This window comes from Pontibacterium granulatum, from assembly GCF_029961155.1.
Taxonomy (GTDB): Bacteria; Pseudomonadota; Gammaproteobacteria; order Pseudomonadales; family Balneatricaceae; genus Pontibacterium; species Pontibacterium granulatum.
The window spans coordinates 193,192-217,555 of record NZ_JASBRH010000008.1; the positions used below are offsets into that span (position 1 = coordinate 193,192).

Consider the following 24,364-nt stretch of genomic DNA (forward strand, 5'->3'; position numbering starts at 1 on the left):
TAAAGGGACTTATTTAGTCCCTTTTTTGAGGGCGGAGTATATCGCCCGGGCGTGCCAAGCCCCCCTTAATCTGAATAGAGTTAACGAAAGAAACATATGAACCCCCTTACGCCATTACTTGAAAGTAACCGCGAATGGGCTGAGAAAATCAGCCAGGACGACCCGCAATTTTTTGAGAAGCTAGCGCAGCAACAGGCACCGGAATACCTCTGGATCGGTTGCTCCGACAGCCGCGTGCCTGCCAACGAAATTGTAGGCATGCTGCCGGGCGAACTGTTTGTTCACCGCAATGTGGCCAACGTTGTGGTACACACCGATATGAACTGCCTGTCGGTAATCCAGTATGCGGTGCAGGTCCTGAAAGTTAAACACATCATGGTAGTGGGCCACTACGGCTGCGGTGGTGTGCAGGCGTCAATCGATTCCACGCCGCACGGCATGATCGATAACTGGTTGCGTAACATCCGAAGCGTATATAGCAAACACAGGGATCTGCTGTCTGCCTGGTCGGATTCGGAAAAAGAGCAGCTGGACCGCCTGTGTGAGTTGAATGTGATTGAGCAGGCATTAAACGTGTGTGAAACCACGATTGTGCAGGAGGCCTGGGCCAGCGGTCAGGAGCTGACTGTGCATGGTTGGGTGTATGGCCTGAACGACGGTCTGGTGAACGATCTGGAATTCAACGCCGCCAGTGCTATTGAGGTGGACGAGCAGTATCGTGTTGCATTGCGCAAGATTGAGTTACTGGGCGATATGATGAAGAAAAGTACGGATGAAGAAACGGACGCTAAAAACGCCCGTTCCCTGTGGGGTAAGCTGAATCAGCTGTTCCGCTGATTACTTAACCGCCGCCAGCGCCTGATCCAGGTCGGCGATCAGATCATCGATATGTTCAATGCCGATCGACAGGCGCACCATCTCAGGCGATACACCGGCAGAAGCCAGCTCTTCGTCATTTAGCTGACGGTGGGTGGTTTCAGCCGGGATCGATGCCAGGGACTTGCAGTCACCGATGTTCACCAGACGGGTGAATATCTGCAGCGCGTCGTAGAACTGACGGGTCGCTTCACGGCCCGCTTTCAGACCGAAGCTCAGGATGCCTGACGCATTGCCGTTCATGTATTTCTGTGCGAGCGCGTAATCCTTGTGGGTCTCCAGGCCTGCGTATTTCACCCAGCTCACCGCGTCGTGCTGTTCCAGGAACTGCGCGATTTTTTGTGTGTTCTCGTTGATACGCTCCATACGCAGGGACAGGGTTTCGATACCCTGAATCAGCAGGAAAGCGTTCATCGGCGACAATGCCGCACCCATGTTACGCAATGGTACTACACGACAGCGACCGATAAAGGCAGCAGGACCAAAGGCTTCGGTGTACACCACGCCGTGGTAGGACACGTCAGGGGTGTTCAACAGCGGGAAACGCTCAGCGTTGTCAGCCCATGGGAACTTGCCGGAATCAACGATCACCCCACCGATGGAGTTACCGTGACCGCCGATGTATTTGGTCGCCGCATGAACAACGATGTCGGCACCGTGCTCGATCGGGCGCCACATCGCCGGGCTTGGTACGGTGTTATCCACAACCAGCGGGATACCGTTGCGATGAGCGATCTCGGCCAGCTTCTCGATGTCTGCGATGCCGCCGGACGGGTTACCCACGGATTCACAGTACAGCGCCTTGGTTTTTTCGTTGATCTTGCTTTCGATCTCAGTGAAGTCGTCCTTGTTGGCAAAGCGTACTTCTATACCTTGGCGTGGCAGCGTGTGTGCGAACAGGTTATAGGTACCGCCGTACAGCTCTGAAGTGGAAACGATGTTGTCACCCACCTCCGCAATGGTCTGGATGGTGTAGGTGATGGCTGCCATACCAGAGGCTACTGCCAGTGCGGCAACACCGCCTTCCATCTCTGCAACACGCTTTTCCAGCACGTCCGTGGTTGGGTTCATGATGCGGGTGTAGATGTTGCCCTGTACTTTCAGGTCAAACAGGTCTGCACCGTGCTGGGCATCGTCGAATGCGTAGGAGGTGGTCTGATAGACAGGCACGGCCACGGCTTTGGTGGTTGGGTCCGGTTCGTAACCACCGTGTACGGCAATAGTTTCCAATTTCATCACTTCTATCCTCAGCCCCGATCTCAGGATCGGATTGTCGTTATATATTTATTCGGTTTATCGATTGTAGTGACTGCAATCCAGAAATAAAGAAGACTTTCAGCCGAACGATCCGATTTTGTAGAATGGGCAACTTGATCACCTGAGTGGAGAACGGCATGGCCCGGCAAAAAACGGCATACGTGTGCAACGATTGCGGTGCGGATTACAGCAAATGGCAGGGGCAGTGTACCGCTTGTCAGGCATGGAATACCTTGACGGAAGTCCGTTTGGCAAGTGCCACCAGTGGCAGTGCGTCCCGCAATGCGCGTTTTGACGGTTATGCGGGCGGTGCAGGACAGCAGAAGAGGGTAGTCAATCTCTCTGAAGTAAATCTGGAGGAGATGCCGCGTTTCTCCACCGCTTCGGTGGAGCTGGATCGCGTGCTCGGTGGTGGCCTCGTGCCGGGCTCGGCAATCCTGATTGGTGGCCATCCGGGCGCCGGTAAAAGTACCTTGTTGCTGCAGACGGTGTGTCACCTGGCGGCCAAGATGCCTGCACTTTATGTGACCGGTGAGGAATCTTTGCAGCAGGTGGCGTTGCGCGCCAATCGCCTGGGCCTGCCAACGGACCAACTGAAGATGTTGTCGGAAACCTCTGTCGAGCAGATCTGCGCCACCGCAGACCAGGTTAAGCCTAAGGTTATGGTGATCGACTCCATTCAGGTGATGCATGTGGCAGATGTCAGCTCCGCACCGGGGTCGGTGTCCCAGGTGCGAGAGGGGGCGGCTTATCTGACCCGTTATGCCAAACAAACCGGCACCGTCTTGTTCCTGGTGGGCCATGTGACCAAAGACGGTAGTCTCGCTGGTCCGAAGGTGCTGGAGCATATGATCGACTGTTCCCTGCAGCTGGAGGGCTCGTCTGATTCCCGCTTCCGGACCCTGCGTTCCCATAAGAACCGCTTCGGTGCGGTGAATGAACTGGGGGTGTTTGCAATGCTGGAGAACGGCCTGAAAGAGGTACGTAATCCCAGCTCTATCTTCCTGCAGCAGTCGGAAACGCCAAGTCCCGGCAGCGTGGTGATGGTCGTTTGGGAAGGTACCCGGCCGTTGCTGGTGGAGATTCAGGCGCTGGTGGACGAATCCCATATGAATAATCCCCGTCGTGTTGCGGTAGGTCTGGAGCAGAACCGTCTGGCAATGTTACTGGCCGTACTGAATCGCCATGGCGGCTTGATGACAGGCGATCAGGATGTATTTGTGAACGTAGTGGGTGGCGTCAAGGTCCTCGAGACAGGGGCTGACCTGGCGTTGCTGCTGGCGGTGGTATCCAGCTTCCGAGACAGTGCGTTGCCGCAGGACCTGATGGCGTTTGGAGAGGTGGGATTGTCGGGTGAAATCCGCCCGGTACCCAACGGTCAGGAGCGCATCCGCGAAGCTGCGAAACATGGCTTTCGTCGGGCTATCGTGCCGAAGTCCAATATGCCTAAAGAGCGGATCGACGGGATGGAAGTTGTGGGTGTGACCTGCCTGTCAGAGGCATTGGATGCCATCTGACGGGCAAGGATTAAACAACCATGTTATGGATTGGGCATGAGGTGTTCAAGCTCGCGTTTCAGCAGCGTCTCATCGCCCAGGTTGAGCTCAACCAACCGGTGCAGGTGGGTTGCACAGTCGATGTCCAGTCGCTCGATATGAAAACCGTAGAGATCATCGCGATGGTGGGTCAGTACCGCAGGAATATGCAAAATGTTGTCGCCGATATGAATACGGGCTTCAACTTCAGCGCCTTGTTGAATCGCCAGAGAAACATTGCTCTGGACTAACAAACCATTGAATGAAATATCCATCAACTGCACTGACTGCTGCTGACCTGCATGGCAGATCTCCGTCTGTGCATCGAAGTGGATACGGGTAAAGCGTCGACGGTCGCCTGATACATCGCTTGCAGTCACAACCTGCTCCTTCTTGTTCTCGAGTGTCATCATATTAGCAGCATATTTTCTCAGTGAGGAAACCGGGTGGTGGGAATCTTCCAAAGATCAAACATCCCATGCTTATGTCACATGAACGTTATTTTAGAATTTATTGGTATATGACTTGCCTCGTCGTTTCAGGCTCGTTTCAGGAAGCGTTTCTAACATGACAAGCACATTCAACGACACCCGAGGAAAACATCATGAAAGCGCTAACGTCTGCAATTGCACTGGGTTTGGTTCTGGCTTCCGGTACCGCTGTGGCTGCTAACACTTATGGTGTGCAGAGTGACCAGGAATTCACAACTGGTGGCACCAACTTCCAGAGTGCTACTCAGTATGTGGATAACGAAGTTGTCGAGCTGGACGGTGCGGTATTCGATTCTCTCGAGAGTACTGTTTACGACGCAGATCTGTATCGTGGCAGCAACTAACACCTGGTCTTAGTTATCCACAGGGAAAAGGCTGTACAACGCAGTACGGCTTTTTCTATTTTCCTGCATGCAATATGCCGCAAGAATCCCGTCCTTTCAGCCTGATTTCATATCCGGCATCTATGTAGAGACTAAGACCCGTCTTTTTACGATGCCTTTTGGCTGAGGGCTTACCTATGAAGCTTCTTTGTTCGATCCTTTTGTGCCTGGGAGTCACTTTGACAGTGCAGGCCTATCCATTGCCACCAGACCCGCCAAGCGTTGAGCCGTTTGGGGAGCTGTTGTTAGCGACCCATTACCTTGACCGCAAGGAGGTCTATTTTCTCGGGCGGGAAGAGATGCGTGAAATGGATGAAGACGATCACGACAACGCGATGCCAAAACAGCCAAATATATATGATCCGGAACTGTATCGGGGGCGTTAGTATCCCCGGCAGTATCTGAATACGGATGATTTTTATTGTGGTTTTGCGTTCAGGGCTTAGCTTGCAAGGTGTGCTAGTTTAGAAAAACGGAAGTAGATAATCAGGGGCAGACACAAAAAAGGGCGCATCGATGTGCGCCCTTTCGTGTTTTCAGATCGATTAACGGTCTGCCATACGCTTGTATTTGATGCGCTCTGGCTGGTGCTCTTTACCGTAACGACGTTTGTAGTCTTCCTGGTACTCGCTGTAGTTACCTTCGAAGAACTCAACCTTGGATTCGCCCTCGTACGCCAGCATGTGGGTACAGATACGGTCCAGGAACCAACGGTCGTGCGAGATCACTACCGCGCAACCCGGGAAGGCCAGCAGCGCTTCCTCAAGCGCACGCAGGGTTTCCACGTCCAGGTCGTTGGTCGGTTCGTCAAGCAGCAGCACGTTGCCACCTTCTTTCAGCAGCTTCGCCATGTGCAGGCGGTTGCGCTCACCACCGGACAGGTCTTTCACGAACTTCTGCTGGTCGCCGCCTTTGAAGTTGAAACGGCCGCAGTATGCACGGGAAGACGTGGTGTAGTTACCCACCACGATGTTGTCCTGACCGTCGGAGATCTCTTCGAAGACAGTCTTACTACCGTCCAATTCGCGGCTCTGGTTTACATACGCCAGCTCTACGGTGGAGCCCAACTCGATAGAACCGGTATCCGGGGTCTCTTCGCCAGTGATCATCTTGAACAGTGTGGATTTACCCGCACCGTTACCACCGATAATGCCGACGATCGCACCCTGTGGGATGGAGAAGCTCAGGTCTTCGAACAGAACCTTGTCACCGAACGCTTTAGAAATACCGTTGGCTTCGATAACTTTTTCACCCAGACGTGGACCCGGTGGAATGTAGATCTCCTGGGTTTCGTTACGGGTCTGGAACTCCTTGGACTGCATCTCTTCGAACTGCTTCAGACGCGCCTTGGACTTGGACTGACGACCTTTCTGGCCCTGCTTAACCCACTCCAGCTCGGACGCAACAGACTTGCGGTGTGCCGCCTCCTGCTTCGCTTCCATCTCCAGACGTTTCTCTTTCTGTTCCAGCCAGGAAGAGTAGTTGCCTTCGTACGGGATACCGCGACCGCGGTCCAGTTCCAGAATCCAGCCAGCTGCGTTGTCCAGGAAGTAACGGTCGTGGGTAATCGCTACCACGGTGCCCGGGTATTCCTGCAGGAAACGCTCGATCCAGGCAACGGACTCTGCATCCAGGTGGTTGGTCGGTTCGTCCAGCAGCAGCATGTCTGGCTTATCCAGCAGCAGACGACACAGGGCTACACGGCGGCGCTCACCACCGGAGAGGTGTTCGATCTTTGCATCCCATGCCGGCAGACGCATCGCATCAGCCGCACGCTCCAGTGCAGTGTCCAGGTTGTGGCCATCCTTCGCCTGAATCAGGTTTTCGAAGTGTGCCTGTTTCTTTGCCAGCTCGTCGAAGTCTGCGTCCGGTTCTGCGTAGGCCGCGTACACCGCGTCCAGACCTGCCAGCGCCTCTTTAACATCGGCAACGGCTTCTTCAACAACTTCGCGTACGGTTTTGGATTCGTCCAGCTTTGGTTCCTGTTCCAGGTAACCCACGTTGATGCCTGGCATCGGGCGAGCTTCACCGATGTACTCCTGGTCAACACCCGCCATGATGCGCAGCAGGGTGGATTTACCCGCGCCGTTCAGGCCCAAAACACCGATCTTGGCGCCCGGGAAGAAAGAGAGGGAGATGTCTTTAAGGATTTCGCGTTTTGGCGGAACAATTTTGCCAACGCGATTCATGGAATAAACGTACTGTGCCATTCGCTCAGAACCTGTCAGTGAATCAAGATGCGGGAATTTTAAACGATTGGGGCTATTAAACGCCAACTTGATACCGATCAAATAAGCCAGTGGCATGATTTTTCTTGCGAGCTATGCTCATAGCAGGAGTGGTCAATAAACAACCAGATAGTTCGGAGGAACCCCAAATGAAAGAGCTGGCTCCTTTTAACAGCCTGTTTGATGATGCGTTTTTCAGCGACTTTTTCCGTAACCGTCGTGGCAGTGGGGAGACGATGCCTGCTATCGATGTGAAGGAAGATGATGAGGGCTATCACATCAAAGCGGACCTGCCGGGTGTGGAGAAAGATGACATCAAGGTAACCCTGGATAACGGTGTGTTAAGCGTGACAGCGGAAACCCGCAAGGAGGAGTCGGAAGAGAAGGAGGGCAAGGTGATTCGACGTGAACGCCATGTCGGGCGTTACAGTCGTTCAATGTCTGTCGGTCGTGATATCGATCCTTCCGCCATCAAGGCAAGCTTCGAAAACGGTGTGTTGTCGTTGGATCTACCTAAGCTGGAACAGCAGCCACCGGAAAGCACTCATATCCGCATCGAATAACCTTAATTCGGTTGTGTCGCTCAAAGCCCTGCAGCCATTGCGGGGCTTTTTGTATATGAATCTCACTGAAGAATTTTTGAGGTCGTTTCAAGTGATGAAAATGTCGCATTCGGATATAATGCGCGTTTTCCAAAAAGCTGTATCAGGTTGACCCGGCCAAGCCGGTAGCCGACAACTGCACAGTCGCCCCAACCTGGACACTTCTATACCTACCTTAGGGGACCGCCACACCATGTTTAGCAAAGATATGTCGATCGCTGATTTTGATGCTGACCTGTACGCTGCAATGCAGTCCGAGGCTACACGTCAGGAAGAGCACATCGAGCTTATCGCTTCTGAGAACTACACCAGCCCGCGCGTAATGGAAGCGCAGGGTTCCGTACTGACTAACAAATACGCTGAAGGCTACCCGAACAAGCGTTACTACGGTGGTTGTGAGTACGTTGACGTGGTTGAGCAGCTGGCTATCGACCGCGCGTGTGAACTGTTCGGTGCGACTTACGCAAACGTTCAGCCTCACTCCGGTTCTCAGGCAAACGCCGCCGTATACATGGCGCTGTGCCAGCCGGGCGACACGGTTCTGGGCATGAGCCTGGCACACGGTGGTCACCTGACCCACGGTGCCAGCGTGTCTTTCTCCGGTCGTATTTACAACGCGGTACAGTACGGTTTGAATCCGGAAACCGGCGAGATCGATTACGCAGAAGTCGAGCGCCTGGCGGAAGAGCACAAGCCGAAAATGATCGTAGCGGGTTTCTCTGCATACTCCCGCGTGGTTGACTGGCAGCGTTTCCGTGACATCGCGGACAAAGTGGGCGCATACCTGTTTGTAGACATGGCGCACATCGCAGGTCTGGTTGCTGCAGGCGTATACCCAAGCCCGCTGCCATTTGCAGATGTTGTAACCACGACTACCCACAAAACACTGGGCGGTCCACGTGGTGGTCTGATCGTGTCTGCTAACGCTGACGAAGAGCTGCAGAAGAAGCTGAACTTCGCTGTATTCCCTGAATCTCAGGGTGGCCCGCTGATGCACATCATCGCGGCTAAAGCAGTATGCTTCAAAGAAGCGCTGGAAGATGAGTGGAAAGCGTACCAGGCTCAGGTTGTTAAAAACGCACAGGCGATGGCTGAAACCTTTATCGCACGTGGTATCAACATCGTTTCCGGCGGAACTGACGATCACCTGTTCCTGGTTGACCTGATCGACAAGGACATCACCGGTAAAGATGCTGACGCAGCCCTGGGCCGTGCAAACATCACCGTGAACAAGAACTCCGTACCAAACGATCCGCGTTCTCCGTTCGTTACCTCCGGTCTGCGTATCGGCTCCCCTGCGATCACTCGTCGTGGTTTTAAAGAGGAAGAGTCTATCCAGTTGACGAACTGGATCTGTGATGTCCTGGAGGACATCAACAACGAAGAGACTATCGCCAAGGTTAAAGAGCAGGTGAAAGACCTGTGTGCACGTTACCCGGTCTACAAGTAATACCGGAAAGCCTGTACAATCCGGGGGCGGCCAATAGGTCGCCCTTTTTATTTGTGGGTAGATAACCGTTTTATCGCTGTTTGTTGTCTGCTCTTTCGCTCTTTTTTGACAGGAAACGGCCATGCATTGTCCATTTTGTGCTGCGAACGAAACCAAGGTTGTGGACTCCCGTCTGGTTGCTGAAGGCCAGCAGGTCCGCCGTCGTCGCGAATGCACCCACTGTCACGAGCGATTTACCACCTACGAAGCCGCCGAACTGTTGATGCCGCGCCTGATCAAGGCCGACGGCTCCCGCCAGCCATTTGATGAAGACAAGCTTCGTGCCGGTATTCACCGCGCGCTGGAAAAACGTCCCGTCTCCATGGAAGAGTTTGAGGCGTCCATCAACCGGATCAAACACCGCCTGCGTGCGACAGGTGAGCGTGAACTGCCATCGCGTCAGGTAGGTGAAGAGGTGATGTCTGAACTGCGCAAGCTGGATGAAGTGGCATATGTGCGCTTTGCCTCCGTGTATCGTAGTTTTCAGGACATCAATGAATTTAAAGAAGAGATCGATCGCCTTTCCGCTGATCAGGATACGACAGAGGATCAGGGGTGAGCACATTTTCCATGGCTGACCGCCGCTGGATGGCGCGCGCAATTCAGCTTGCCGATCAGGGGCGTTACACCACCCAGCCGAATCCACGTGTCGGTTGCGTTATCGTGCGTGACGGAGAGCTGATGGGTGAGGGATACCATGTGCGTGCCGGTGAAGGGCACGCTGAGGTGAATGCCCTGCGTATGGCCGGTGATCTGGCCTGCGGTGCAACGGCGTATGTCACCCTCGAACCCTGCAGTCACTTTGGTAAAACACCTCCGTGTGCTGAAGCGCTGAAGAGCGCGGGTGTCGCACGGGTGGTATCGGCGATGGTTGACCCGAATCCACAGGTGGCCGGGCGTGGTATCCGTATTTTGCAGGATGCCGGTATCGACGCCTCCTATGGTTTGCTGGAAGCCGAAGCCAAGTTGCTTAATCCAGGCTTTATCAAGCGCATGGAGCAGGGCTTGCCTTATGTGCGTGTGAAGACCGCCAGCAGCCTGGATGGCCGTACAGCGATGCAGAGTGGTGAATCCCAATGGATTACCGGTGCGGCCGCACGCAGTGACGTACAGCGTCTGCGCGCGCAAAGTTCTGTCATCGTGACTGGTGTGGATTCTATTTTGCACGATGACTCATCGCTCACCGTCCGTGAGCATGAGCTGCATATCGAAAACGCCGCTCAGGCTGCGGAGAAACAGCCTCTGCGTGTAGTGATGGACAGTCAGCTGCGTATGCCGCTACAGGCTAAGATCCTGACGCAACCAGGACGTACACTGATTGCCACCCTGAGTGATGATGCAGAGAAGATTGCGGAGCTGGAAGCCGCAGGCGCTGAAGTGGTTCGTTTTGACGCTGATAATGGGCGTATATCCATTGCCGCGCTGCTGCGACATCTGGCAAGTGCAGAACAGTGCAACGAGCTGTTGGTGGAAACCGGCGCAACGTTGGCTGGCGCCTTTATCCGTGCCGGTGTGGTCGACGAGCTGGTGGTCTATCAGGCGATGACCCTGTTGGGCTCCGATGCGCGGCCGATGTATGAACTACCTTATACACAGATGGCACAGCAGATTCGCATGCAACTGCTGGACAGCCGGATGCTGGGCGATGATCTTAAACTGACGCTACGCCCCGTGTTGGCTGAGAGTAACGAGAGTAATTAATGTTTACTGGAATTGTTGAAGCTGTGGGTACAATCGCCGCTGTGGAAGAGCAGCAGGGCGACCTTCAGCTTTATATCCGCACCGGTGATCTGGATCTGGCGGATGTGAAGCTGGGCGACAGTATCGCCGTGAACGGAGTCTGCCTGACGGCTATTGATCTGCCGGGCGATGGTTTCTGGGCGGATGTATCCCGTGAAACCCTGACGCATACCCGTTTTCCATCGCTGGCAGTGGGCGAGAAAGTGAACCTGGAAAAGGCGCTGATGCCAACCAGTCGACTGGGTGGACACATTGTGACCGGCCACGTGGACGGTCTGGGTGAGGTGGTTGATCGCCGCGACGATGCCCGTTCGGTGCGCTTTACCATCAAGGCGCCGTCATCATTGGGGCGTTACATCGCAGGTAAGGGATCGATCACCGTGGACGGTACCAGCCTGACCGTGAACGCGGTGAATGGCGACCTGTTCGAGCTGAATATAGTACCGCACACGGTGCAGGAAACGATTATCGATCATTACGTGCCGGGCCGACAGGTACATCTGGAAGTGGATATTATCGCTCGCTACCTAGAGCGAATGCTGGGCTACCGTAGCGCAGAACCTGAGGAAGAGTCTCAGGAAAGCAGTGGCGGCCTGACACTGGATAAGTTGGCAGAATTCGGATTTACAAACCGCAGAAGCGGATGAGACTAGAGCAATGAAACTGAATACAACTCAGGAAATTATCGACGATATCCGTCAGGGCAAAATGGTTATCCTGATGGACGACGAAGATCGTGAGAATGAAGGTGATCTGGTGATCGCGGCCGAGATGGTGCGCCCGGATGATATCAACTTCATGGCAACCCACGCGCGTGGTCTGATCTGTCTGACTCTGACCCGTGAGCACTGTGAAAAGCTGAAGCTGCCTTTGATGGTGCAGAGCAACGGCGCACAGTTCTCTACTAATTTCACCCTGTCTATCGAAGCGGCAACGGGTGTGACTACGGGTATCTCCGCGGCTGACCGTGCGCACACCGTGCGTGTGGCGGTGAAAGAAAGTGTGCAGCCGGAAGACATAGTTCAGCCGGGTCACATCTTCCCGCTGATGGCACAGCCAGGTGGTGTGCTGAGCCGTGCCGGTCACACAGAAGCAGGCTGTGACCTGTCCCGTCTGGCAGGCCTGACCCCAGCGTCTGTGATCGTTGAGATCATGAATGAAGACGGCACCATGGCGCGCCGTCCGGACCTGGAGAAGTTTGCTGAAAAGCACAACCTGAAGATTGGTACCATCGCGGACCTGATTCACTACCGCACCACTAACGAACACACCGTTACGCGTGAAAGTGAAGGTGTATTGCCAACGGAATTTGGCAATTTCAACTACATCACTTACCGTGATGAGATTCAGAATTGCACGCATCTGGCGCTGACACTGGGTGAGGTGGAACCGGAGAATCCAACCATGGTCCGTGTTCATATCCGCAACGAAGTGATGCGTGATGTGGTGGGTGCTGCGCAGGGTGACGAGCGCAAATGGACTGTGCGTAAGGCGCTGCAACGTGTTGCCGAAGAAGGTAACGGCGTTGTTCTGCTGCTGGATACCGGTAACCGTATCGACCTGGGCGAAGCGCTGGAAGGCGTGTTGGTCGGTAAGAAGAAATCGAAAGTGGATGTGAGCTCTTCCGGTGCCTACCTGACAGTGGGTACGGGTTCTCAGATCCTGCGTGATCTGGGTGTGCGCAAGATGCGCCTGCTCAGCTCCCCGATGAAGTTTAATGCGATCTCCGGTTTTGATCTGGAGATTGAAGAATATATTCCTTGTGAAGAGTAAGCTGGATAAGAATCATGGCAGTGAAAACGTTTGAAGGCGATTTTATCAGCGGCAACGGCAAATACGCGATCGTAGTTGGCCGTTTCAACGCATTCGTAGTTGAGAGCCTGCTGGAAGGCGCGATGGACACTCTGAAGCGTCACGGAGTCGACGAAGATAACATCCGTGTAATCCGTGTACCGGGTGCATTTGAGATCCCTCTGGCAGTGAAGAAAGTTGCTGAGCAGGGCGATGCAGACGCGATCATCGCGCTGGGTGCGGTTATCCGTGGTGGCACACCTCACTTTGAATATGTGTCTGGTGAAGCATCAAAAGGTGTAGCGCAGGTATCTCTCGAATACAGCCTGCCGGTTGCAAATGGCATCCTGACTGTAAACAGCATCGAACAGGCGGTTGAGCGTTCCGGTACCAAGATGGGCAACAAAGGCGAAGAAGCTGCCCTGTCTGCGCTGGAGATGGTTAGCCTGCTGCGTAAACTTGAGGTCTGAGTGCAGATGAGCGACAACACTGCGCCGAAACCAAAGAAAAAAGTATCCCTGACCGAACAGCGTCGCGCGGCACGCAGTTTTGCCCTGCAGGCACTGTACCAGTGGCAGATCGCCGGACAGCCGGTTAACGAGATCGATGCTCAGTTCCGCGTGGACAACGAAGCGGAGATGCGCAACACCGACAAGCGCCTGTTCTCTGAACTGCTGACCGGTGTTGCCAGCCGCAAGAGCGAGCTGGACGAGCAGTTCAAGCCGTTCCTGGACCGTGAACTGGACGACCTGGATCCGGTTGAGCTGGCTGTGCTGCGCATCGGTGCGTACGAGCTGATCCATCGATTGGAAGTGCCTTACCGCGTAGCAATCAACGAGAGTGTTGAGCTGGCGAAGATCTTTGGCGCAACCGAAAGTCACCGATACGTCAACGGTGTGCTGGACAAGCTGGCACAGCGTGTACGTATGGCTGAGGTGAAAGCCCGGTCTTCCCGATAAGTAAGGGTTCGCGATGAGCAACTCCTCCCTCGGCGAGTTCGAGCTGATTCGGCGCTACTTTGCAGAGGCATCTACCGATGCCTCTGTTGCGCTTGGGATCGGCGACGACTGTGCATTGCTGATTCCGGAATCCGGCGAGGCAATGGCCGTATCGATCGATACCCTGGTCGAGGGTACCCACTTTTTGCCGGGCACACCGCCCGCGCATCTTGCCACTCGATTGCTGGGTGCGTCTGTAAGCGACTTGGCCGCAATGGGCGCACGTCCCGCCTGGTTTACCCTGGCGCTGACATTGCCTGATGCCACGGAAGAATGGCTGGAGCCGTTCGCGGAAAGCCTGATTAATACTGCGAGGCTGCTGAATATTCGTCTGGTGGGTGGTGACACCACCCGTGGACCCCTGAGCCTCTCTGCCCAGGTGCACGGTTTTGTGCCTGTGGATAAGGCCTTAAAGCGACAGGGGGCCCAGGTTGGTGATCTGATCTGTGTAACCGGTACATTAGGCGACAGTCGTGGTGGTCTGGAAACGCTGCTCAAGCATGATGCTGAGAGTAATTTGGTCCGCCACCTCCAGAAACGTTTCTATGCGCCAACCCCGCGACTGAAAACCGGGATGGCACTGCGGGGGCTGGCAACCAGCTGTGTGGATATCTCAGACGGTGTGCAGGCTGATCTGGGGCACCTGCTGGAAAATTCTTCTTTTGGCGCGGATATAGAGCTGAGTGCTCTGCCTGTTTCCGAGCAACTGGAAGCGTACGCAGGGATAGAGCAGGCGCGTCATTGGGCCTTAAGCGGCGGTGAGGATTTCGAGTTGTGCTTTACGCTGCCCGCCACTGAACGGGATGTAATCCGGGATCTGCCCGAACCGGTGACGATCATCGGTCAGATCAGTGCCGAACCGGGTATTCGTATCGATGGCCAGATGGCGAGCGGTAGCGGCGGATATGACCATTTTGCCAAGGATTAATCATGAATGTAGTACCACCGTCGGTCTGGCGTAATCCTGTCCACTTTCTCGCCTTTGGTCTTGGTAGTGGTGCAGCCCCCTTCGCGCCGGGTACCTTTGGTACGCTGGCCGCCATCATCCCCTATTTCTGGTTTCAGACCCTCTCCCTGCCTGCCTATGCCCTGATGCTGCTGGTGACCACCTTGGTGGGAATCTGGCTGTGTGAGCGCACCTCCTCTGATATTGGCGTTCACGACCATGGTGGCATCGTCTGGGATGAGTTTGTGGGTTTCTGGATCACTATGTTTGCAGCACCCTCCGGGCTGATCTGGATCCTGGTGGGTTTTCTCTGGTTTCGTTTGTTCGATATCCTCAAGCCTTGGCCCATACGCTGGGCGGACAAACAAGTGTCAGGCGGCTTGGGCATTATGCTGGACGATATTCTGGCGGGGATCTACGCATGGATTGCGCTGCAGGCCACGTTTTGGGGTTCCGGTATAGCGTTAGGTGAAATAGTTCTAAGTAGTACCTGACCTTTCAGGTTGGTTTCAGGTTGCTCCTCTAACTTTATCTTCGAGACTTCTAAACAATCTTGGAGAGCCGTCATGAAAACTATCGCTAAACTGTTCGCTGCTGCATTTGTTAGTGTTGTAATGCTGACCTCTCAGGTATTTGCTGCTGGTTCTTTGTATCCACTGGATGGTTGGGATCACTCACAGGAAGGTCATATGTCTGCTGATTTCGACGAAACCATGGACGACATGGATAAAGGTCAGTAAGTTAACTGAGATTGGAGAGCGATCATGAAAACTGCTTTGAAAATTGTGTCAGCCGCCTTTGTGGGTGCTGTTCTGTTGACCTCTCAGGCATTTGCAGCATCAGGCTCACTGTATGGTCTGGATGCATGGGAACATGGTCAGGAAGGTCACATGGCTGCCGATTCTGATATCAAGTTGGATTCGCTTAACAGTGCCGGCGGCGGTAATGTTGAAGATCCATGGGGTGTGGATATCCACTCCAACTAAACTCCGTGAGAAAACTGCTACAGTAGTATACTGGTGGGCCCTGTTGTAAGGGCCTACTGCATTTATAGCTGATGTATTTCAAGGACCCACCTAGTCAAATTGGGGAGGTTTATTTATGAGCCACTTTAGACGCATGATGCTGGCAGCCCTGATCACATTGGGTGGATTCTCTGCGTTGTCGGCCCAGGGGGTGAGCAGTATACCCGGCACCGGTGTCGATTCCTCAATGCCGATTACAAGTATGGAGCGCCTGGACGCTGAACAGTGTCGCGTGTTGGCAGAATCTGGTGTCATTCTGTCCATGATGGAGTTGATGGACCGGGTGAAAATGCTCACAGATGGACATATGCTGGATACAGCCCTGATCAAGCAGGGTGATATGTACATCTATGAAATGGAAGTTGCGGGTAAAGACGGTGTGGTGCGCATGCTGTTGGTAGACGCCCGTACAGGAGACATGATCAAGGAGAAGTAACTCGCTATGAGGGTACTACTGGTAGAGGATGATCCCCAGTTGGGGCCTGATTTGCGGGAAGAGCTGTTGCGCTCAGGTTACGCTGTTGATCTTGCCGACAACGGCATCGACGGAGAAGCGATGGGATACGAAGATATCTACGATCTCGTTGTGCTCGATCTGGGTCTCCCCCTGCGCTCTGGTCTTGAGGTGCTGCGCAACTGGCGTAAGCGTCGTAACAATATCCCTGTGTTAATTCTGACTGCACGGTCTGCCTGGCAAGAACGTGTGGATGGCTTTGAAGCCGGTGCCGACGATTACCTGGGCAAACCTTTCCATACCGAAGAGCTTCTGGTGCGGATGACCGCACTGTTGCGTCGTGCCAATCAGCAGATCAGCAGTACCCTTGAAGTCGAAGGGTTGGCGCTGAACGAGAAAACCCAATCGGTAACCCTTAATGGGGTCGAAGAGGTTGCGTTGACGGGGACCGAGTACCGTCTGTTGCGTTACTTTATGCACAACCCTTCCCGTGTACTTTCAAAGCTGCAGCTGGTTGAACACCTCTACGATGACGGTGCTGAAAATGACAGCAATGTCATCGAGGCGTACATCAAGATGCTGCGCAAGAAGATTGGCAAAGAGCGTATCCAGACCAAGCGTGGTCAGGGGTATGTATTCGTGCCGAATCTCTGAGTCTGTTTATGCTGAACTCCATCCAGACGCGCCTCAACAGTGGATTCTTACTGGTATCGATCGTGGCGATCGTGGTGCTCTGGTTGGCCAACAGCTGGTACCTGCGCCAAACCGCCTATGACTTCATCAGTGCGCGTCTGTCCAGTGATGCCTATACGATCCTGCGTGCTGTTGAGATGGATGGTAAAGGCGGCTGGCGGGTAAACAGTGAGTTGATCGACCCGGTGTATCTGCAGCCGATGTCCGGGCACTACTTCCAAGTGAAGGTGAACGATCAATGGCTCTATTCGCGTTCGCTCTGGGACGAGATGATCCCGACCGTTGAAGGAGAGGATATCGGGCAGGAGTATGTGCGCCGCGTGATAAAAGCGGGACACCCCTGGCTGGTCCTTAATCAGGCGTTCATGAAGGCAGGGTTGAAAGTGCAACTGGTGCTGGCAGAGGACGTTGAGCGTATCGATCAATCGTTGCAGAAGCAGGGATGGGCGGTTGCCGGCACCGGTATGATTTTCCTTGTTGTACTGCTGGTCGTACAGGCGATGATCATTCGCAGTGGTCTGCGTTCTCTGATGGGGGTGCGCAGTGATATTGCCCGTCTGAAGCAGGGGGAGGTGCGACAACTGTCCCATGTGAATACTAGGGAAGTGGATCCGCTGATTACCGAGATCAATTACCTGGTGCAGGCGATGGAATTGCGTTTGCAGCGTTCGCGCAATGCCGTCGGCAACCTGGCCCACGCGGCAAAAACCCCGCTTACCGTGCTGGACCGTCAGATTGAGGCGCTGAAACCGAGAGAGCCAGGTTTGGCTGAGGATATGCGTGAGCAGTCAGTACGTTTACGTGATCTGATGCAGCGAGAGTTGACCCGTGCCCGTATTGCCGGAGCAGCACTGCCTGGGCAACGTATCTATCTGCTGCCGGAAATGGATAAATTGCTGCGCACGCTGAAAGCGATCTACCGGGACAAAGGCCTGAGTTATCGACAGCGCGTCAGTGACAAAATTTACTTTCCCGGTGAGCGTGATGACCTGATGGAGCTGTTGGGCAATCTGATGGATAACGCCAGCAAGTGGGCGCATTCCAGGGTGTCTGTAGCAGCTGATGCAGATGAAAACTGCATTACCATGGTCATCGAAGATGATGGGCCGGGGATCGCGGAAGATCAGATTGAACGCTTGTTGACCCGTGGTGAGCGGTTGGACGAGTCTACCGATGGTCACGGCTTGGGAATGAGTATCGTGACCGATATTGTGCGTCAGTACGGCGGGCAATTGGCCCTGGATCGATCTGAGCGTTTGCAGGGCTTACGTGTCACCATCATGCTGCCGCTTCATACGAAAGCAGAGTTTCCGATTTCGCAACAATCGGAAGAAGTGGCCTGATTCCCGCGGAAAAAGGCCTGTAATCGACCTGGTTACGGTTCTTTTTGCCAAAATACCCTTCTTATCGCACCGCAGGTGGTTGTATTTCCCATTTGTGCCACCATTAATGCAGGATGCGCCTGATTGCACAAGTCTGTAGAATATCGGGCTTCGATTCTTGAGGTAAGTTGAGTGACTGTTGAGTATGTGGCTTCCTCCAAGCTGCCGACCCCTTGGGGGGTGTTCCAGATGGTGGGCTTTGAGGACCTGGAAACCGGTAAAGAGCATGTGGCTCTGGTATACGGAGAACCTAGCGGAGATGCGCCGGTTCTCGCTCGTGTGCATTCGGAATGTCTGACAGGCGATTCTCTGTTCAGTCTTCGCTGTGACTGCGGATTCCAGTTGCAGGAAGCGTTGAAGCGCATTTCTGAAGCCGGCGAAGGTGTGTTGCTTTACCTGCGCCAGGAAGGGCGTGGTATCGGCTTGCTGAACAAGATCAAGGCCTACCACCTTCAGGACGGTGGTGCGGACACAGTTGAAGCCAACGAGCAGTTGGGCTTTGAGGCGGATATGCGTGATTACACCATGTGTCAACCGATGCTGGATCATATTGGTATCAAACAGGTGCGTTTGATGACCAACAACCCGCGTAAAGTGAAAGCCTTGGAAAAATACGGTGTAACGGTGGCAGAGCGTGTACCACTGCAGGTTGGTAAAAACCGCCACAACGAAGAGTACCTGGCGACTAAGATGGGCAAGCTGGGTCACATGATGACCGAGCACCATTTCAAGGATGACGAATAAGTCATTTGCGTATTTGTCTGCATAGATAAGAAAAAGCCGCTGAGTCAGCGGCTTTTTTGTGTCTTGGTTGTTTTATATCTTGCAGGCAGGTTTACTCGCCAAGTCGTTGCCGAATCGCATTGATAATCCCGTTGGCATCCAGTCCACATTCGCTCAACTGCTCGTTACGTTTGGCATGCTCAATCCACTGGTCAGGGATTCCCAGCTGCAGCAACGGTGTGGTAATGCCCTGTTGGTGCAGATACTCACCCACTGCCGAACCGGCACCGCCCTGCAAAGCATGGTCCTCAAGGGTTACAAGGAGCTCGTGTTCAGTAGCTAGCTGGTTGATAGCGTTCTGATCCAGTGGTTTCACAAAGCGCATATCGACCAGCGTCAGGTCTAGCGCCTCAGCGGCTTCCTGAGCGGCGGGCATAAGAGGGCCGAAGTTCAGTAGGGCCACGCGCTGTCCGCTGCGCAGGGTGTTGCTCTTGCCCAGCTCCAGTGGCGCAGTATCACGGCTGATTGTGATACCACTGCCGCTGCCACGGGGGTAACGCACAGCAGCAGGCCCCCGGTAGTGATAACCGAGTGACAGCATGTCGTATAGCTCCTGCTCGTCAGACGGGGTCATCATCAGCATGCCGGGTACACAACGCAGGTAGCTGATGTCAAAGATGCCTGCATGGGTAGATCCGTCTTCACCCACGAGGCCGGCGCGATCGATCGCCAGCAAGATATCCAGATCCTGAATCGCCACGTCATGCACCAACTGATCGTAAGCCCGCTGCAGGAAGGTGGAGTAGATTGCCACCACCGGTTTCATATTGCGGCACGCCATACCCGCTGCGAGGGTAACGGCATGCTGTTCGGCGATGGCGACATCAAAGTAACGCTCGGAAAAACGCTCGGAAAACTCGATCAGGTCGGAGCCTTCGCGCATGGCCGGGGTGATGCCGATCAGTTTGCTGTCTTCTTCAGCGGTATCGCACAACCAACGCCCAAAGATGTTGCAGTACTTGGGCTTTTTCACCGCCGGTGCTTTTTGCCCCTGCGGTTCTATTTTGGTCAGAGCGTGATACCCCACCGGGTCCGCTTCTGCTGGCGCAAAATCTTTGCCCTTGCGGGTAACCACATGCAGGAACTGAGGTCCTGGCCGGTTCAGGGCGGCGGTCAGTTCCGGTAGCAGGGCGTGAAAGTTGTGCCCATCAACGGGGCCTGCATATTCAAAGTCCAATGCCTCAAACAGCGCTGCGGTTGTCTCGCCATCCGTACGCTTGGTGAGGTTTTTAGCCAGATAGGTCGCCAGGCCACCGATGTTGTGGGAGATCGACATCTCGTTGTCGTTCAGTATCACCAGCAGATTGGCGTTGGTATGTGCCGCATGGTTGAGTGCTTCGAAGGCCATACCGGCGGTCATCGCACCGTCGCCGATCACCGCGACGGTTTTGTGGTCCAGCCCCTGCAGTTGATCGGCTACCGCCATACCGAGTGCGGCACTGATAGAGGTGCTGGAGTGACCCACGCCGAAGTCGTCGTAACGGCTCTCAGCGCGCTTCGGGAACGGTGCCAGACCATCCTTTTTACGAATGGTCTGCATTGCGTCACGGCGTTCGGTCAGAATCTTGTGTGGATAACACTGGTGACCTACATCCCAGACCAAGTGGTCGTCCGGGGTTTGCAGCAGGTAGTGCAGGGCGATGGTCAGTTCCACGACGCCCAGGCCGGCACCAAAGTGACCGCCGGTTTGGCCTACGCTATACAACAGATACGCGCGCAGCTCCTCTGCCAGCTGTTCGAGGCGGTCAGCGGAAATGCCGCGCAGGGCGGACGGACTGTCTATGCGGTCCAGCAAAGGGGTTGCCGGACGCTGTTCGGGAATGGTCTGGAACATCAGTGGTCGCGGTTGACGATAAAATCGGCCAGCTCAACCAGCGGTTGGGCTGTATCACCAAAGGGTTGTACGGCAGCGACGGCTTCCTGGTGCAGTTGGCGCAGCTTTTCTTTAGCGCCGTCCATGCCGAGCAGGGCAGGATAGGTCGGTTTATCCTGTTCGACGTCAGATCCTTGTGGCTTGCCGATGGTTTCAGTATCGCCCTCGATATCCAGGATGTCATCTTTGACCTGGAAGGCGAGTCCAATAGCATCCCCGTAGCGACGCAGTTGGGAAAAGGTGTCGCTGTCGTTACAGCCGCTGGAAAGTGCACCCAGATCGACTGCCGCGTTCAGCAGAGCACCGGTTTTGTGGGCGTGCATCGCTTGCAGCTGTTCCAATGTCAGGCTTTTGCCCACATTTGCGAGGTCAAAGGCCTGGCCGACCACCATACCGCTATCGCCCGAAGCGTGTGCCAGTACTTTCACCATCTTCAGGTTGCGGGCGGGCTGACTTTCATCCTGGGTCAGCAGTTCAAAGCCGAAACACTGCAGGGCATCGCCGGCGAGAATGGCTGTGGCTTCATCAAAGGCGATGTGGCAGGTGGGCTTGCCGCGACGCAGATCATCGTCGTCCATCGCGGGCAGGTCATCGTGGACCAGGGAGTAGCTGTGAACACACTCAATGGCAGCAGCAGGAGCATCGGCGTCTTCAAGTTTGCCGCCCAGCATCTGGTTGACCATATACACCAGTATCGGACGGACACGCTTACCGCCGTTGAAGAGGGCGTAACGCATTGTTTCCTGCAGGCGCGGCTCGATACTGTCCTTTAGGACAGTCTGGTCGAGATAGGCATCAACACGCTGCTGATACTGTTTGAGTGTGTTTTTGATGGTCAAGATTCAGCTATCCTCGCCGCTATTAAAAGGCTGACTCTGCAACTCGCCGTTCTTCTCGATCAGTACCTGAACCTTCTGTTCTGCCTGATCCAGAATTGACTGGCATTCACGGGTCAGTTTGACGCCCTGCTCGAACGCACCCAGCGCGTCTTCCAGCGATAGATCACCTTGCTCGATCTGGTTAACCAGAGTTTCCAGTTCGTTCAGGGATGTCTCGAAATCGGTGGTTTTCTTGGCGCGGGGCATGGGGCTTACCTGTGTGTATAGAAGGCGTACACGTTACCGAAGCCGCAGGTATTTATCAATTAGCATAGATTAATCAAATTCATACGTTCGTTTAGGGGGGGAATGGGCGACTTTTTTTGCTATGATGGGTCGCTCATAAAACCTTGAGAATGCTGTGGTTGTGATCTGGAGACTATAGAGTGGATATAGCAACGCTCGTCGGGTTAATCGGCTCCTTTGGCCTGGTTGTCGCTGCGATGGTCATGGGTGGGGATGTTGGCGTATTCGTCAATGTGCCGTCCCTGCTGATCGTAATTGTCGGTACCCTCTTCGTAGTGATGATGAAGTACACCCTGGGGACATTCCTGGGGGTCGGAAAAGTCATCGGCAAAGCATTTATGTTCAAATCTATCAGCCCGGATGTGATCATCGCGGAAACGGTAGAGCTGGCTGACGCGGCCCGTAAAGGTGGTCTGCTGTCGCTGGAGGACAAAACGGTTAGCAGTGACTTCATGCAGCGTGGCATTCAGCTGCTGGTGGATGGTCACGATCCGGAAGTTGTTAAGACACTCCTCAATAAAGAAGCCAAGCTGACAACTGACCGTCATGATAACAGTATCTCCATTCTTGGTGCGATGGGTGATGTGGGGCCGGCGATGGGGATGATCGGTACGTTGGTGGGGCTGGTACAGATGCTGTCCAATATGTCCGACCCGAAATCGATCGGACCGGCGATGGCAGTCGCCCTGTTGACCACACTTTATGGTGCGATGCTGGCTACCATGTTTGCGTTGCCGGTGGCCGATAAGCTGGGCCAGCGCAAGGATGAAGAAGCACTGAACCAGGCGCTGATTACCGACGGTCTGCTGGCAATTCAGGCGGGACAGAACCCGCGTGTTATCGAGCAGATGTTGAAGAACTACCTGCCAGAAGGCAAGCGTGCGACTGACGGCTAACACAGGGTGGATATGTCATGAGTGACGAAGAACACGAATGCCCCCCCTGCCCCGCGGGGTTACCGGGTTGGTTGGCGACCTTTGCTGATCTGATGTCCCTGCTAATGTGCTTCTTCGTACTTCTGCTCTCGTTCTCCGAGATGGATGTACTGAAGTTTAAGCAACTGGCGGGTTCCATGCGCGAGGCCTTTGGTGTGCAGAACCAGATCAAGGTTGAGGATGTACCTAAGGGCACGTCCATCATTGCGCAGGAATTTAGTCCGGGTCGACCAGAGCCGACGCCTCTGAACGAAGTTCGCCAGATGACGGTGAACAATGACATGAATACCCTGGATATACGCTCGAAAGAGGGTGAGCAGGAGATTCAGGATCAGCAGGCGAGCGATGCCTTCGAAGAGATGCAGAAGGAGATGGAGCAGCAGGCTGAAGAGGAAGCTGTGGAGTTTGCTGCTGCACTGGCGAAGGAGATCGGGCAGGGCAGTATCGAGGTCGAATCTGAAGGGCGTAAGATCATTATTCGTCTGAAAGAGCAGGGTTCGTTCGATTCCGGTCAGGCTGAGCTGAAGTTTGAAGCAATCCCGGTACTGGCGAAGATTCGTGACATGCTGCTGACCGTCAAGGGTAAGGTGGCAATTGAAGGTCACACGGACAATATTCCATACAATGGGCAGCGTTTTGAATCCAACTGGGATCTGTCCACCGCCCGGGCATTGGCAGTTGCGCACGAGCTGTTTGGCGATCCTCGCATTGAGCAGAAACGTTTCCGTATCCTGGGGTACGCTGATACCAAACCGCTGACACCAAACGAAACCCGTGCCCAGCGCTCCCGCAACCGTCGTGTTGAGATTGTGGTGCAAAAAGGTGACGATAAGGAACTGCTTAAGCGCCTGCAGGCGGGTGACCCGGATGATATCCGACGAGAGAATGAGGCTCCGGGCGAGGTGTTCTGAGTTTTCGTTACGTTATACAAAAAAACCCGGCGTATGCCGGGTTTTTTATGCGCTGTTAACCCGTTACTTGGAGTTGTCTACCATGTACTGGATAGCTCCTTTCAGCTCAGCGTCGCTGCAGTCCATGCACAGGCCTTTAGGAGGCATAGCACCTTTGCCGGACTTGGCTGTTGCCAGCAGCGCGTCTACGCCCTGAGCGGCACGTGGGCCCCAAGCAGCTGCATCACCCAGCTTAGGCGCGTTAGCTGCACCGCTTGCGTGGCATACTGAACACTTGGTGTTGTAAACTTCTTCGCCGCTACGCTCGGCCATCGCGTTAGTGGACATCAGTACAGCCGCAGCTGCAAAAACAATCGCCTTTTTCATTATCTTTATTCCTCAGTGCTCACAGAGTGGATTTAGTAGTAAATCTTCTACTGACCCAAAAAATGTTAAGGGCGCAGTGTAGTCATATCACCTTAGTACTGTAAATACACAATTGTACGTTAACTGACGCTGAACAATCGTATGGTGGGAATCTGGTCTTAGGGAGTAAATAGAAAGGTTGAGCAGTGAGGGAGGGTAACGAGACTTAACGTCCGCTACCCAGGTGCATCGCGTATTCGGCCTGCTGGCGCTGAATGTTCATGTTCTGCTGGTTGAAGTTGCGTTCCTGCTGATACTCAGCAATCACCTGTTCCAGCAGGTTTTTCGGTGCAGTCAGCATTTGACGCACATCATTGATGGTGTAGCCGCGGCTCAGAAGCTGTTTCAGCTGAGCCTGAATATGCATTTTATCCATTATCTTATCCTCTTTAATTCACCCTTTAATATTGGTAGATGAATATTTCAGAGGTGTTGCAGATCGG

General features: G+C 54.2%; 30 protein-coding genes. 22 read left to right on the plus strand and 8 right to left on the minus strand.

Annotated elements, in window-relative coordinates:
* The first annotated feature begins 96 nt into the window (after positions 1-96).
* Complete coding sequence (can, locus tag QKW35_RS09970) at positions 97-837, plus strand: carbonate dehydratase (RefSeq protein WP_282352746.1); 741 nt, start codon at positions 97-99, stop codon at positions 835-837.
* Here can and QKW35_RS09975 read toward each other — a convergent pair whose 3' ends face one another.
* Positions 838-2,112, minus strand: a complete 1,275-nt coding sequence (locus tag QKW35_RS09975) for an O-acetylhomoserine aminocarboxypropyltransferase/cysteine synthase family protein (protein ID WP_282352747.1) — start codon at positions 2,110-2,112, stop codon at positions 838-840.
* A gap of 158 nt (positions 2,113-2,270) precedes the next feature.
* Between QKW35_RS09975 and radA the strand changes: the two genes are divergently transcribed.
* Positions 2,271-3,650, plus strand: a complete 1,380-nt coding sequence (gene radA, locus QKW35_RS09980) for a DNA repair protein RadA (protein ID WP_282352748.1) — start codon at positions 2,271-2,273, stop codon at positions 3,648-3,650.
* 23 nt (positions 3,651-3,673) lie between these two features.
* Here the strand turns inward: radA and QKW35_RS09985 are convergent, their stop codons facing one another.
* Complete coding sequence (locus QKW35_RS09985; RefSeq protein ID WP_282352749.1) at positions 3,674-4,081, minus strand: PilZ domain-containing protein; 408 nt, start codon at positions 4,079-4,081, stop codon at positions 3,674-3,676.
* 191 nt (positions 4,082-4,272) lie between these two features.
* On the opposite strand from QKW35_RS09985, the gene QKW35_RS09990 reads away from it, so the two are divergent.
* Complete coding sequence (locus QKW35_RS09990) at positions 4,273-4,503, plus strand: hypothetical protein (RefSeq protein WP_282352750.1); 231 nt, start codon at positions 4,273-4,275, stop codon at positions 4,501-4,503.
* Between the two features lie 218 nt (positions 4,504-4,721).
* A complete protein-coding gene (locus tag QKW35_RS09995) occupies positions 4,722-4,928 on the plus strand; it encodes a hypothetical protein (RefSeq protein WP_282352751.1) in 207 nt (68 codons plus the stop codon).
* A 159-nt stretch (positions 4,929-5,087) separates the two neighbouring features.
* Here QKW35_RS09995 and ettA read toward each other — a convergent pair whose 3' ends face one another.
* Positions 5,088-6,752, minus strand: a complete 1,665-nt coding sequence (gene ettA, locus QKW35_RS10000) for an energy-dependent translational throttle protein EttA (RefSeq protein WP_282352752.1) — start codon at positions 6,750-6,752, stop codon at positions 5,088-5,090.
* Positions 6,753-6,919: 167 nt separating this feature from the next.
* On the opposite strand from ettA, the gene QKW35_RS10005 reads away from it, so the two are divergent.
* The 16 genes from QKW35_RS10005 to ribA all read left to right on the plus strand — a co-directional run bounded on the left by QKW35_RS10005 (position 6,920) and on the right by ribA (position 18,634).
* Entirely contained in the window at positions 6,920-7,333 is a 414-nt protein-coding gene (locus QKW35_RS10005; RefSeq protein WP_282352753.1) for an Hsp20/alpha crystallin family protein, read from the plus strand.
* Positions 7,334-7,565: 232 nt separating this feature from the next.
* Positions 7,566-8,822, plus strand: a complete 1,257-nt coding sequence (gene glyA / locus QKW35_RS10010; RefSeq protein WP_282352754.1) for a serine hydroxymethyltransferase — start codon at positions 7,566-7,568, stop codon at positions 8,820-8,822.
* A gap of 121 nt (positions 8,823-8,943) precedes the next feature.
* Positions 8,944-9,420, plus strand: a complete 477-nt coding sequence (nrdR, locus tag QKW35_RS10015) for a transcriptional regulator NrdR (RefSeq protein WP_282352755.1) — start codon at positions 8,944-8,946, stop codon at positions 9,418-9,420.
* Positions 9,417-10,562, plus strand: coding sequence for a bifunctional diaminohydroxyphosphoribosylaminopyrimidine deaminase/5-amino-6-(5-phosphoribosylamino)uracil reductase RibD (gene ribD, locus QKW35_RS10020; RefSeq protein ID WP_282352756.1), 1,146 nt, complete (start codon positions 9,417-9,419; stop codon positions 10,560-10,562). The genes nrdR and ribD overlap by 4 nt, the downstream gene beginning before the upstream one ends.
* Positions 10,562-11,248, plus strand: a complete 687-nt coding sequence (locus QKW35_RS10025) for a riboflavin synthase (RefSeq protein ID WP_282352758.1) — start codon at positions 10,562-10,564, stop codon at positions 11,246-11,248. The genes ribD and QKW35_RS10025 overlap by 1 nt, the downstream gene beginning before the upstream one ends.
* 10 nt (positions 11,249-11,258) lie before the next feature.
* Complete coding sequence (ribBA, locus tag QKW35_RS10030; protein ID WP_282352759.1) at positions 11,259-12,374, plus strand: bifunctional 3,4-dihydroxy-2-butanone-4-phosphate synthase/GTP cyclohydrolase II; 1,116 nt, start codon at positions 11,259-11,261, stop codon at positions 12,372-12,374.
* 14 nt (positions 12,375-12,388) lie between these two features.
* The gene (gene ribH, locus QKW35_RS10035) at positions 12,389-12,862 is read left to right on the plus strand and encodes a 6,7-dimethyl-8-ribityllumazine synthase (RefSeq protein ID WP_282352760.1); all 474 of its coding nucleotides are present in this window, start codon (positions 12,389-12,391) and stop codon (positions 12,860-12,862) included.
* Between the two features lie 6 nt (positions 12,863-12,868).
* Positions 12,869-13,351 (plus strand): transcription antitermination factor NusB, encoded by a 483-nt coding sequence (gene nusB / locus QKW35_RS10040; protein ID WP_282352761.1) that lies wholly within the window; start codon positions 12,869-12,871, stop codon positions 13,349-13,351.
* Between the two features lie 13 nt (positions 13,352-13,364).
* Positions 13,365-14,318 carry a thiamine-phosphate kinase gene (thiL, locus tag QKW35_RS10045; RefSeq protein ID WP_282352763.1) on the plus strand — a complete coding sequence of 318 codons (954 nt, stop codon included), beginning with the start codon at positions 13,365-13,367 and terminating at the stop codon, positions 14,316-14,318.
* 2 nt (positions 14,319-14,320) lie between these two features.
* Positions 14,321-14,830, plus strand: a complete 510-nt coding sequence (locus tag QKW35_RS10050; protein WP_282352771.1) for a phosphatidylglycerophosphatase A family protein — start codon at positions 14,321-14,323, stop codon at positions 14,828-14,830.
* A 72-nt stretch (positions 14,831-14,902) separates the two neighbouring features.
* Positions 14,903-15,076 carry a hypothetical protein gene (locus QKW35_RS10055; protein ID WP_282352772.1) on the plus strand — a complete coding sequence of 58 codons (174 nt, stop codon included), beginning with the start codon at positions 14,903-14,905 and terminating at the stop codon, positions 15,074-15,076.
* A gap of 24 nt (positions 15,077-15,100) precedes the next feature.
* Positions 15,101-15,322 carry a hypothetical protein gene (locus tag QKW35_RS10060; protein ID WP_282352774.1) on the plus strand — a complete coding sequence of 74 codons (222 nt, stop codon included), beginning with the start codon at positions 15,101-15,103 and terminating at the stop codon, positions 15,320-15,322.
* Positions 15,323-15,437: 115 nt separating this feature from the next.
* Complete coding sequence (locus QKW35_RS10065) at positions 15,438-15,797, plus strand: PepSY domain-containing protein (RefSeq protein ID WP_282352775.1); 360 nt, start codon at positions 15,438-15,440, stop codon at positions 15,795-15,797.
* Positions 15,798-15,803: 6 nt separating this feature from the next.
* On the plus strand, positions 15,804-16,469 hold the full coding sequence (locus QKW35_RS10070; RefSeq protein WP_282352777.1) for a response regulator transcription factor: 666 nt from the start codon (positions 15,804-15,806) through the stop codon (positions 16,467-16,469).
* 8 nt (positions 16,470-16,477) lie between these two features.
* Positions 16,478-17,851: an ATP-binding protein gene (locus tag QKW35_RS10075; protein WP_282352778.1), complete on the plus strand. Its 1,374-nt coding sequence runs from the start codon at positions 16,478-16,480 to the stop codon at positions 17,849-17,851.
* A gap of 171 nt (positions 17,852-18,022) precedes the next feature.
* On the plus strand, positions 18,023-18,634 hold the full coding sequence (gene ribA, locus QKW35_RS10080; protein WP_282352779.1) for a GTP cyclohydrolase II: 612 nt from the start codon (positions 18,023-18,025) through the stop codon (positions 18,632-18,634).
* Positions 18,635-18,725: 91 nt separating this feature from the next.
* Here ribA and dxs read toward each other — a convergent pair whose 3' ends face one another.
* From dxs to QKW35_RS10095, 3 genes are read right to left on the minus strand one after another with little or no spacing between them, the layout of a single operon-like run.
* Positions 18,726-20,507: a 1-deoxy-D-xylulose-5-phosphate synthase gene (gene dxs / locus QKW35_RS10085; protein ID WP_282352781.1), complete on the minus strand. Its 1,782-nt coding sequence runs from the start codon at positions 20,505-20,507 to the stop codon at positions 18,726-18,728.
* Complete coding sequence (gene ispA / locus QKW35_RS10090; RefSeq protein WP_282352783.1) at positions 20,507-21,385, minus strand: (2E,6E)-farnesyl diphosphate synthase; 879 nt, start codon at positions 21,383-21,385, stop codon at positions 20,507-20,509. The genes dxs and ispA overlap by 1 nt, the downstream gene beginning before the upstream one ends.
* A 3-nt stretch (positions 21,386-21,388) precedes the next feature.
* Positions 21,389-21,631, minus strand: coding sequence for an exodeoxyribonuclease VII small subunit (locus QKW35_RS10095; RefSeq protein WP_282352784.1), 243 nt, complete (start codon positions 21,629-21,631; stop codon positions 21,389-21,391).
* Between the two features lie 179 nt (positions 21,632-21,810).
* Between QKW35_RS10095 and pomA the strand changes: the two genes are divergently transcribed.
* A complete protein-coding gene (gene pomA / locus QKW35_RS10100; protein ID WP_282352785.1) occupies positions 21,811-22,566 on the plus strand; it encodes a flagellar motor protein PomA in 756 nt (251 codons plus the stop codon).
* Between the two features lie 17 nt (positions 22,567-22,583).
* Positions 22,584-23,516: a flagellar motor protein MotB gene (locus QKW35_RS10105; RefSeq protein ID WP_282352786.1), complete on the plus strand. Its 933-nt coding sequence runs from the start codon at positions 22,584-22,586 to the stop codon at positions 23,514-23,516.
* A gap of 63 nt (positions 23,517-23,579) precedes the next feature.
* Here QKW35_RS10105 and QKW35_RS10110 read toward each other — a convergent pair whose 3' ends face one another.
* Together QKW35_RS10110 and QKW35_RS10115 are read right to left on the minus strand one after the other, a co-directional pair.
* A complete protein-coding gene (locus QKW35_RS10110) occupies positions 23,580-23,882 on the minus strand; it encodes a c-type cytochrome (RefSeq protein WP_282352787.1) in 303 nt (100 codons plus the stop codon).
* A 205-nt stretch (positions 23,883-24,087) separates the two neighbouring features.
* Positions 24,088-24,297, minus strand: a complete 210-nt coding sequence (locus QKW35_RS10115; RefSeq protein WP_282352788.1) for a hypothetical protein — start codon at positions 24,295-24,297, stop codon at positions 24,088-24,090.
* Positions 24,298-24,364: the final 67 nt, after the last annotated feature.

What these genes read in the sequence shown, in the direction of transcription:
- can (WP_282352746.1), top strand. Translation starts at nt 97, where the DNA reads ATGAACCCCCTTACGCCATTACTTGAAAGTAACCGCGAATGGGCTGAG.
- QKW35_RS09975 (WP_282352747.1), bottom strand. Translation starts at nt 2,112, where the DNA reads ATGAAATTGGAAACTATTGCCGTACACGGTGGTTACGAACCGGACCCA.
- radA (WP_282352748.1), top strand. Translation starts at nt 2,271, where the DNA reads ATGGCCCGGCAAAAAACGGCATACGTGTGCAACGATTGCGGTGCGGAT.
- QKW35_RS09985 (WP_282352749.1), bottom strand. Translation starts at nt 4,081, where the DNA reads ATGATGACACTCGAGAACAAGAAGGAGCAGGTTGTGACTGCAAGCGAT.
- QKW35_RS09990 (WP_282352750.1), top strand. Translation starts at nt 4,273, where the DNA reads ATGAAAGCGCTAACGTCTGCAATTGCACTGGGTTTGGTTCTGGCTTCC.
- ettA (WP_282352752.1), bottom strand. Translation starts at nt 6,752, where the DNA reads ATGGCACAGTACGTTTATTCCATGAATCGCGTTGGCAAAATTGTTCCG.
- QKW35_RS10005 (WP_282352753.1), top strand. Translation starts at nt 6,920, where the DNA reads ATGAAAGAGCTGGCTCCTTTTAACAGCCTGTTTGATGATGCGTTTTTC.
- glyA (WP_282352754.1), top strand. Translation starts at nt 7,566, where the DNA reads ATGTTTAGCAAAGATATGTCGATCGCTGATTTTGATGCTGACCTGTAC.
- nrdR (WP_282352755.1), top strand. Translation starts at nt 8,944, where the DNA reads ATGCATTGTCCATTTTGTGCTGCGAACGAAACCAAGGTTGTGGACTCC.
- QKW35_RS10025 (WP_282352758.1), top strand. Translation starts at nt 10,562, where the DNA reads ATGTTTACTGGAATTGTTGAAGCTGTGGGTACAATCGCCGCTGTGGAA.
- ribBA (WP_282352759.1), top strand. Translation starts at nt 11,259, where the DNA reads ATGAAACTGAATACAACTCAGGAAATTATCGACGATATCCGTCAGGGC.
- ribH (WP_282352760.1), top strand. Translation starts at nt 12,389, where the DNA reads ATGGCAGTGAAAACGTTTGAAGGCGATTTTATCAGCGGCAACGGCAAA.
- nusB (WP_282352761.1), top strand. Translation starts at nt 12,869, where the DNA reads ATGAGCGACAACACTGCGCCGAAACCAAAGAAAAAAGTATCCCTGACC.
- thiL (WP_282352763.1), top strand. Translation starts at nt 13,365, where the DNA reads ATGAGCAACTCCTCCCTCGGCGAGTTCGAGCTGATTCGGCGCTACTTT.
- QKW35_RS10050 (WP_282352771.1), top strand. Translation starts at nt 14,321, where the DNA reads ATGAATGTAGTACCACCGTCGGTCTGGCGTAATCCTGTCCACTTTCTC.
- QKW35_RS10055 (WP_282352772.1), top strand. Translation starts at nt 14,903, where the DNA reads ATGAAAACTATCGCTAAACTGTTCGCTGCTGCATTTGTTAGTGTTGTA.
- QKW35_RS10060 (WP_282352774.1), top strand. Translation starts at nt 15,101, where the DNA reads ATGAAAACTGCTTTGAAAATTGTGTCAGCCGCCTTTGTGGGTGCTGTT.
- QKW35_RS10065 (WP_282352775.1), top strand. Translation starts at nt 15,438, where the DNA reads ATGAGCCACTTTAGACGCATGATGCTGGCAGCCCTGATCACATTGGGT.
- QKW35_RS10070 (WP_282352777.1), top strand. Translation starts at nt 15,804, where the DNA reads ATGAGGGTACTACTGGTAGAGGATGATCCCCAGTTGGGGCCTGATTTG.
- QKW35_RS10075 (WP_282352778.1), top strand. Translation starts at nt 16,478, where the DNA reads ATGCTGAACTCCATCCAGACGCGCCTCAACAGTGGATTCTTACTGGTA.
- dxs (WP_282352781.1), bottom strand. Translation starts at nt 20,507, where the DNA reads ATGTTCCAGACCATTCCCGAACAGCGTCCGGCAACCCCTTTGCTGGAC.
- QKW35_RS10095 (WP_282352784.1), bottom strand. Translation starts at nt 21,631, where the DNA reads ATGCCCCGCGCCAAGAAAACCACCGATTTCGAGACATCCCTGAACGAA.
- QKW35_RS10105 (WP_282352786.1), top strand. Translation starts at nt 22,584, where the DNA reads ATGAGTGACGAAGAACACGAATGCCCCCCCTGCCCCGCGGGGTTACCG.
- QKW35_RS10110 (WP_282352787.1), bottom strand. Translation starts at nt 23,882, where the DNA reads ATGAAAAAGGCGATTGTTTTTGCAGCTGCGGCTGTACTGATGTCCACT.
- QKW35_RS10115 (WP_282352788.1), bottom strand. Translation starts at nt 24,297, where the DNA reads ATGGATAAAATGCATATTCAGGCTCAGCTGAAACAGCTTCTGAGCCGC.